Here is a 7697-nt window from a genome sequence, read left to right as displayed (position 1 = left end):
CCGCCCCCGCCGCCCTCCTCGCCGCCCTGTCCCTGTTCGCGCCCGGCTCCGGACAGCCGTCCGCGCCCCTGCCGGAGCGGATGGCGGACACCGGGGGCGGCACCCAGCTGATCACGGCCGTCGCCCCGGTAACCGGTGCGACCTCCGGCACGGTCACCTGGTGGGACCTCGAGGACGGGCGCTGGGTGGCCGCCGGTACCGCCGGGGCCCGCTTCGGGGCGAACGGGCTCGTCGAGGGGACCGCACGGCGCCAGGGCACGAACACCACGCCGACCGGGCTCTACGGGCTGCCGTACGCCTTCGGCACCGAGGCGGCGCCGCGCGGGACGGCGTACCCGTACCGCCCCGTACGCCAGGACTCCTGGTGGTGCCAGGACGGCGACTCGCACTCCTACAACCGCTGGACCGAACCCCTCGCGGCCGACTGCCGGGCCGCCGAGGCGGAGCACCTGATCACCTACCGGACGCAGTACGCCCACGCCCTCGTCGTCGACTTCAACTACCACCGTCCGGTGCGCGGTCGGGGCGCCGGCATCTTCCTGCACGTCCATGGGCGCGGGGCGACGGCGGGATGCGTGTCCGTGCCCGAGGAGGCGATGCGCCGGATCCTGCGCTGGGCCGACCCCGCGCGGGGGCCGCACCTCGCGATCGGGACGGAGAGCGGGCGCACGGCGATCACCCGGTACTGAGGCGGCAACGCGGCGGCATCTCCTCTGAACACTCCCGCGTCACGGCACGTATGTGTGGACCCAGGGCCAAGTCCCACGGAGGAACCGTGACCACCACGCTCGCCGGCGGCCGTGCCGCCCGCCGCCAGACGATGCGCCGCATCCGTCCGCGCCGCTCCCCTGCCGTGCCCCTGCTGCTCGCCGTCGGGGCGGGCGGGGCGGCCGTGCTGTGGCTGTGGTGGACCAGTACACCGTCCATCGCGGACACCACCGGCAGGATCGTCGCCGCGGGCCGGATCACGGGTCTGCTCGCCGGCTATCTGATGGCCCTCGTGGTGCTGCAGATGGCGCGGGTGCCCGCGCTGGAACGCCGGGTGGGCTCGGACCGGGTCGCGCGCTGGCACGCGATGAGCGGTCGCTACACCGTCTGCCTGGTCATCGCCCACGTCTTCCTCATCATGTGGGGCTACGCCCTCCAGGCGGGCAAGACCCTCGGTGACATCGTCCAGCAGACGATCACCTCCATCGACACGCTGCCGGACATGGGCAAGGCCGCCATCGGGACCGGTCTGCTCTTCGTCATCGCCTTCCTCTCCATCGGAGGGATCCGGCGCCGGCTGCCGTACGACGGCTGGTACCACGTGCACCTGCTGACCTACGCGGCGGTGTACCTGACGTTCTGGCACCAGATCACCACCGGCAACGAGTTCGCCGTCGAACCGTCCGCCAAGACCTTCTGGTACGGGCTCTACGGCGCGGTGACCGCGCTGGTCCTGTGGTACCGGATCATCACCCCGATCCGGCTGAACCTGCGGCACCGGATGCGGGTCGAGGCGGTCATCGAGGAGACCCCGGGCGTCGTGTCGGTGCTGATCGGCGGACGCAGGCTGCACCGGATGGGCGCGGAGGCCGGGCAGTTCTTCCGCTGGCGGTTCCTGGCGCCCGGGATGCGGTTCAGCTCCCACCCGTACTCGCTGTCGGCGGCGCCCCGCCCGGACACGCTGCGGATCACGGTGAAGGCGATCGGCGACCACACCTCCCGGCTGCGCGAGCTGGAGCCCGGCACCCGCGTGTGGGCGGAAGGCCCCTACGGGGCGCTGACCGCGCAGCGCCGCAGCCGCGGCAAGGTGCTGCTGGTCGCGGGCGGCGTGGGCATCACCCCGATGCGCGCGCTGTTCGAGACGCTGCCCGGCGCCTCCGGTGACATCACCCTGCTCTACCGGGCCAACAGCACGCAGGACCTGGCGCTGTGGGGCGAGCTGGCCAAGATCGCGGACGAGCGCGGCGCCCGGCTGATGTACGCGGTGAACAGCCCCGACGGGGAGCGCCCCGACATCTCGGCGGAGAGCCTGCAGCGCAAGATCCCGGACATCGATCGCCACGACGTCTTCATGTGCGGGCCGCCCGGCTTCGCGCAGTCGGTCTACGAGGCACTGCGCGGCGCGGGAGTCCCCGCTCGCCGTATCCATCACGAGTCGTTCGAGATGTGAGCGACGGGCCGTCCACACCCATCAGGAGCTTGAGAAGCGATGAGGAAGAGTCACCCCGTCCGGCGTGCCGTGCTGGCCACCGCCGCCACCGTCTCCGGCATCGTGCTGCTGCTGTCGCTGAAGCCGGCGTCCGACCCCGGTTCGGCCGCCGCCGGCGGCGCGGTCCCGCCCGCGGCGGCCCAGTCCCCGCAGGGCGGCGCCCAGCCCATCGGGAACGGCACCGTCACCGGGGACGCCGCCCAGACCCAGTACGGCGCGGTACAGGTCCGCATCACCGTCAGCGGCGGAAAGATCACCAAGGCCGAAGCCGTCCAGGCCCCCAAGGGCGGACAGAGCGACCGGATCACCTCCAACGCCGTCCCCCGACTCAACCAGGCCGCCGTCGCGGCACAGAGCGCGGAGATCGACGCGGTCTCCGGAGCCACCTACACCAGCACCGGATACAAGAAGTCGCTCCAGTCCGCACTGGACAAGGCACGCGCGGCCGGGTCCTCCGGGGCATCGGGGTCGGCCGGCTCCGGGCAGGGCTCCGGAAGCGCGCAGGCCCGCACGGTCACCGGGGACGCCGCCCAGACCCAGTACGGCGCGGTACAGGTCCGCATCACCGTCAGCGGCGGAAAGATCACCAAGGCCGAAGCCGTCCAGGCCCCCAAGGGCGGACAGAGCGACCGGATCACCTCCAACGCCGTCCCCCGGCTCAACCAGGCCGCCGTCGCGGCCGGCAACGCAGAGATCGACGCGGTCTCCGGAGCCACCTACACCAGCGCGGGTTACCGGCAGTCGCTCCAGTCGGCACTGGACAAGGCCGGTGGCTGACACGGTGGCCGAACCCGATGGAACGCCCGCCGCGGTGCGTCACGCGGAGGAGACGATGGGGACCGTCTTCTCCCTCGACGTCCGCGGCGGGGAACCCCGTGCGGTGCGCGCGGCGCTGGAGGCGGCGGTCGCCGGGCTGCACCGGGTCGACGAGGTGTTCAGCACGTACCGCGACGACAGCCAGATCTCCCGTCTGGCGCGCGGCGAGCTGACCGTCGAGGAGTGTGATCCCGAGGTCGCCGAGGTGCTGGAGCTGGCCGCGGAGGCGGAACGGACGAGCGACGGCTGGTTCAGCCCGCGCTACCGGGGCCGCCTCGACCCCACCGGGATCGTCAAGGGCTGGGCCGCCGAACGGGCGGCACGGACGCTCGCCGCGGCCGGGGCGACGGGGGTGAGCGTCAACGGGGGCGGGGACGTCCAACTGCTGGGGGCGCCGGGAGCACAGCGGCCCTGGCGGGTGGGTGTGTCGGACCCGCTGCGCCCCGGCGGTCTCGCCGCCGTCGTCTCGGCCGCCGGCGTCGACGAACTGGCCGTGGCCACCTCGGGCACGGCGGAGCGCGGCGACCACATCGTGGACCCCCGCACCGGCCGCTCCGCGGTCACCGACCTGATCGCCGTCACCGTGGTGGCCCCCCGCCTGACCTGGGCCGACTGCTGGGCCACGGCCGCCTTCGCGATGGGGTCGCGGCAGGCCCTCGCCTGGCTGGAGTCCCTGCCGGACGTCGAGGCGCTGCTGATCACGGCGGGGGACGAGGTGCGGTGCACGGGAGGGCTGGCCGCCCGACTGGGATGAACGCGGCACCGTTCGGGGCGAGCGGGGCACCGCGCGACCGGCCGCACGAGGACGCGCGCCCCGGGCCCCGACCGCGCCACGCCGCTCAGTGGCCGTTCTGCGCCAGCCTCAGCAAGTGGTCCGCCAGGGCCTGGCCGCCCACGGGATCACGGCTGATCAGCAACAGCGTGTCGTCGCCCGCGATCGTTCCCAGGATGTCCTGCAGTTCGGCCTGGTCGATCGCCGAGGCCAGGAACTGGGCGGCCCCCGGAGGGGTCCGCAGGACCACGAGGTTGGCCGACGCCTCCGCGGAGATCAGCAGCTCCGCGGAGAGCCTGCGCATCCGCTCCTCCTTCGCCGACTCCCCCAGGGGCGCCCGGGGGGTCCGGAACCCTCCCTCGCTCGGCACCGCGTAGATGAGGTCGCCGTCGGTGTTGCGGATCTTCACCGCGTTCAGCTCGTCCAGATCCCGGGAGAGCGTCGCCTGGGTGACGCTCAGTCCGTCGTCCGCGAGCAGCTTCGCCAGCTGGCTCTGGCTCCGCACCGGCTGCCGGTTGAGGATGTCCACGATCCGGCGGTGGCGCGCGGTGCGGGTCTGCGGCACGGCGGGCCCGGCGTGCGGTCCCTGGCCCTGCTCCTGGCTCATCGTCGTCTCATTCTCCGGATCGTCCTTCCCCGCCTGCCCGGCCGGCCTCGTCCAGGATGCCGGGCAGCGCCCCGAGGAAGGCGTCCACCGCGTCGTCCCCGAGGGTCAGCGGCGGCATCAGCCGTACGACATCGGGGGCGGGCGCGTTCACGAGGAATCCGGCGTCCTGAGCCGCCTGTTGCGCCTGGGGCGCGAGCGGCTCGGTGAGCACGATACCCAGGAGGAGGCCCGCACCCCGGACATGGTCGACCAACGGGTGGCCGGTGGCCTCGATTCCGTCACGGAGCCTCTCGCCCTGCCGCTTGACGTTCTCCAGCAGTCCCTCGTTCTCGATGGTGTCGAGAACGGCGAGTCCGGCGGCGCAGGCGACCGGGTTGCCGCCGAAGGTCGTGCCGTGCTGGCCGGGCCGGAGCAGGTCGGCGGCGCGCCCGAAGGCGACGGTGGCGCCGAGCGGCAGTCCGCCGCCGAGTCCCTTGGCGAGGGTGACGACGTCGGGCAGGACGCCCTCGTGGGCCTGGTACTCGAACCAGTTGCCGGTGCGGCCGACCCCGGTCTGCACCTCGTCCAGCACCAGCAGCGCACCCGTGGCGGCCGTGATGGCGCGGGCGGCCTTGAGGTAGCCGGGCGGGGGGACGACGACCCCGTTCTCGCCCTGGATCGGCTCGATGACCACCAGCGCCGTGTCCTCGGTGACCGCGGCGGCCAGCGCCTGCGCGTCGCCGTACGGGACGTGGGTGACGTCACCGGGCAGCGGCAGGAACGGCTCCCGCTTGCCGGGCTGGCCGGTGAGCGCGAGGGCGCCCATGGTGCGGCCGTGGAAACCGCCGTCGGTGGCGACCATACGGGTCCGCCCGGTCAGCCGGCCGATCTTGAAGGCGCCCTCGTTGGCCTCGGCGCCGGAGTTGCAGAAGTACACCCTGCCGTCGCGGCCGAAGTGCCTCAGGAGCCGTTCGGCGAGGGCGACCGGCGGCTCGGCGATGAAGAGGTTGGAGACGTGGCCGAGGGACGCGATCTGCCTGCTGACGGCCTCCACGACCGCCGGGTGGGCGTGGCCGAGGGCGTTGACCGCGATGCCGCCGACGAAGTCGAGGTACGCGTTGCCGTCGGCGTCCCACAGCCGGGCGCCCTCACCGCGGACCAGGGGCAGCCGCGGGGTGCCGTAGTTGTTCATGAGCGCGCCCTGCCACCGGGCGGTCAGCTCCTGGTTGGACACGGTGTCGCTCACGACTCCCCCTGTTCGTCGGGCACGACCATCGTGCCGATGCCCTCGTCCGTGAAGATCTCCAGCAGGATCGAGTGCTGGACCCGGCCGTCGATGACACGGGCGGTGGTCACCCCGTTGCGCACGGCGTGCAGGCAGCCCTCCATCTTCGGCACCATGCCGGAGGACAACTCCGGCAGGAGCTTCTCGAGTTGGGAGGCGGTGAGGCGGCTGATCACCTCGTCGGAGTTCGGCCAGTCCTCGTAGAGCCCCTCGACGTCCGTGAGGACCATGAGGGTTTCGGCGCCCAGTGCAGCAGCGAGTGCCGCAGCCGCCGTATCAGCATTGACGTTGTAGACATGGTGATCGTCCTGGGAACGGGCGACCGACGAGACGACCGGGATGCGGCCGTCGGCGAGCAGCGCCTCGATGGCGCCCGTGTCGATCTCGGTTATCTCGCCGACCCGCCCGATGTCGACCAACTCGCCGTCGATCCGGGGCTGGTGCTTGGTGGCGGTGAGAGTGTGCGCGTCCTCGCCGGTGAGGCCGACGGCGAACGGTCCGTGCCGGTTGAGCAGTCCGACCAGTTCCCGCTGCACCTGCCCGGCCAGCACCATGCGGACGACGTCCATGGCGTCCTCGGTGGTGACGCGCAGGCCGGCCTTGAACTCGCTGACGATGCCGTGCGTTTCGAGCGCCCGGCTGATCTGCGGGCCGCCGCCGTGCACGACGACCGGCTTGAGGCCGGCGTGGCGCAGGAAGACCACGTCCTGGGCGAAGGCGGCCTTGAGCTCCTCGTCGACCATGGCGTTGCCGCCGAACTTGATGACGACGGTCTTGCCGTGGTGCCGGGTCAGCCAGGGCAGCGCCTCGATGAGGATCTGGGCCTTGGGCAGCGCGGTGTGTTTGCGTGTGGCGGTCATGAGGAGTACGCGCTGTTCTCGTGGACGTAGTCGGCGGTGAGGTCGTTGGTCCAGATGGTGGCGGTCTCGTCGCCTGCGGCCAGGTCGGCGACGATGTGCACCTCGCGGTAGCGCATGTCGACCTTCTCGCGGTCCTCGCCGACACCGCCGTTCTTGCACACCCAGACCCCGTTGATGGCGACGGCCAGCCGGTCCGGCTCGAAGGCGGCCCGCGTGGTGCCGATCGCGGAGAGCACCCGGCCCCAGTTGGGGTCCTCGCCGTGGATCGCGCACTTGAGGAGGTTGTTGCGGGCGATGGAGCGGCCCACCTCGACCGCGTCGTCCTCGGTCGCGGCGTTGACCACCTCGACCTTGATGTCCTTGCTGGCGCCCTCGGCGTCCCGGACGAGCTGCTGCCCGAGGTCGTCGCAGACGGCCCGCACGGCCTCGGCGAACTCCTCGTACTCCGGAGCGGTTCCGGAGGCGCCGGAGGCGAGCAGCAGCACGGTGTCGTTGGTGGACATGCAGCCGTCGGAGTCCACGCGGTCGAAGGTCACCCGGGTCGCGGCGCGCAGGGCCCGGTCCAGGGCCGCGCTGTCGAGGTCGGCGTCGGTGGTGAGGACGACGAGCATGGTGGCGAGGCCGGGGGCGAGCATGCCGGCCCCCTTGGCCATGCCGCCGACGGTCCAGCCGTCCTTGGTCACGACGGACGTCTTGTGCACGGTGTCGGTGGTCTTGATGGCGATGGCGGCCTTCTCGCCGCCGTGCTCGGACAGCCGGCCCGCGGCGGTCTCGACACCGGGGAGCAGCTTGTCCATGGGGAGCAGGACGCCGATGAGTCCCGTGGAGCAGACGGCGACCTCGCCCGCGCCGACGCCGAGCACCTCGGCGGCCTTCTCGGCGGTGGCGTGGGTGTCCTGGAAGCCCTTGGGTCCGGTACAGGCGTTGGCGCCGCCGGAGTTGAGGACCACGGCGGAGAGCTGACCGCTCTTGAGGACCTGTTCGGACCAGAGCACGGGGGCGGCCTTGACGCGGTTGGAGGTGAAGACGCCGGCGGCGGCGCGGCGGGGGCCGTTGTTGACCACGAGGGCCAGGTCGGGATTGCCGTTCTCCTTGATCCCGGCGGCGATGCCCGCCGCCGTGAATCCCTTTGCTGCCGTCACACTCACGGTGTCTCCTCGTTCGCTTCTCCGCCCGGGGGG

At 72.4% G+C, this 7697-nt stretch carries 8 protein-coding genes; 4 read left to right on the top strand and 4 right to left on the bottom strand.

Translation table 11 applies throughout. The annotated features are described in order from the left end of the window. The 4 genes from B7L92_RS11705 to B7L92_RS11690 form a co-directional block, all read left to right on the top strand. Nucleotides 1-689: L,D-transpeptidase family protein (locus B7L92_RS11705; protein WP_174703953.1), on the top strand; the 689-nt coding region annotated here is incomplete at its 5' end. An 86-nt stretch (nt 690-775) separates the two neighbouring features. After that, nucleotides 776-2158, top strand: a complete 1383-nt coding sequence (locus B7L92_RS11700) for a ferredoxin reductase family protein (RefSeq protein ID WP_081237361.1) — start codon at nt 776-778, stop codon at nt 2156-2158. Nucleotides 2159-2197: 39 nt separating this feature from the next. After that, entirely contained in the window at nt 2198-2974 is a 777-nt protein-coding gene (locus B7L92_RS11695) for an FMN-binding protein (protein WP_081237360.1), read from the top strand. Next, nucleotides 2967-3767, top strand: a complete 801-nt coding sequence (locus tag B7L92_RS11690; RefSeq protein WP_255310889.1) for an FAD:protein FMN transferase — start codon at nt 2967-2969, stop codon at nt 3765-3767. Before B7L92_RS11695 ends, B7L92_RS11690 begins: the two co-directional genes overlap by 8 nt. 85 nt (nt 3768-3852) lie before the next feature. On the opposite strand, the gene B7L92_RS11685 is transcribed toward B7L92_RS11690, so the two are convergent. Genes B7L92_RS11685 through argJ form a run of 4 tightly spaced genes read right to left on the bottom strand, consistent with a single transcriptional unit; the run spans nt 3853 to nt 7664 of the window. After that, nucleotides 3853-4392 (bottom strand): arginine repressor, encoded by a 540-nt coding sequence (locus B7L92_RS11685; RefSeq protein WP_081237358.1) that lies wholly within the window; start codon nt 4390-4392, stop codon nt 3853-3855. Nucleotides 4393-4399: 7 nt separating this feature from the next. Beyond that, nucleotides 4400-5605: an acetylornithine transaminase gene (locus B7L92_RS11680; protein ID WP_081237364.1), complete on the bottom strand. Its 1206-nt coding sequence runs from the start codon at nt 5603-5605 to the stop codon at nt 4400-4402. A gap of 8 nt (nt 5606-5613) precedes the next feature. Continuing rightward, nucleotides 5614-6516 carry an acetylglutamate kinase gene (gene argB, locus B7L92_RS11675; protein WP_004990433.1) on the bottom strand — a complete coding sequence of 301 codons (903 nt, stop codon included), beginning with the start codon at nt 6514-6516 and terminating at the stop codon, nt 5614-5616. After that, a complete protein-coding gene (argJ, locus tag B7L92_RS11670; RefSeq protein WP_081237357.1) occupies nt 6513-7664 on the bottom strand; it encodes a bifunctional glutamate N-acetyltransferase/amino-acid acetyltransferase ArgJ in 1152 nt (383 codons plus the stop codon). The genes argB and argJ overlap by 4 nt, the downstream gene beginning before the upstream one ends. Nucleotides 7665-7697 lie beyond the last annotated feature (33 nt).

It is taken from the genome of Streptomyces viridosporus (assembly GCF_002078235.1).
Lineage (GTDB): Bacteria > Actinomycetota > Actinomycetes > Streptomycetales > Streptomycetaceae > Streptomyces > Streptomyces viridosporus.
This window is presented reverse-complemented; position numbering and strand designations above follow the sequence as displayed.

Excerpts from the sequence above, each read along its gene's own strand:
- B7L92_RS11695 (WP_081237360.1), top strand. The coding sequence starts at position 2,198 with ATGAGGAAGAGTCACCCCGTCCGGCGTGCCGTGCTGGCCACCGCCGCC.
- B7L92_RS11685 (WP_081237358.1), bottom strand. The coding sequence starts at position 4,392 with ATGAGCCAGGAGCAGGGCCAGGGACCGCACGCCGGGCCCGCCGTGCCG.
- argB (WP_004990433.1), bottom strand. The coding sequence starts at position 6,516 with ATGACCGCCACACGCAAACACACCGCGCTGCCCAAGGCCCAGATCCTC.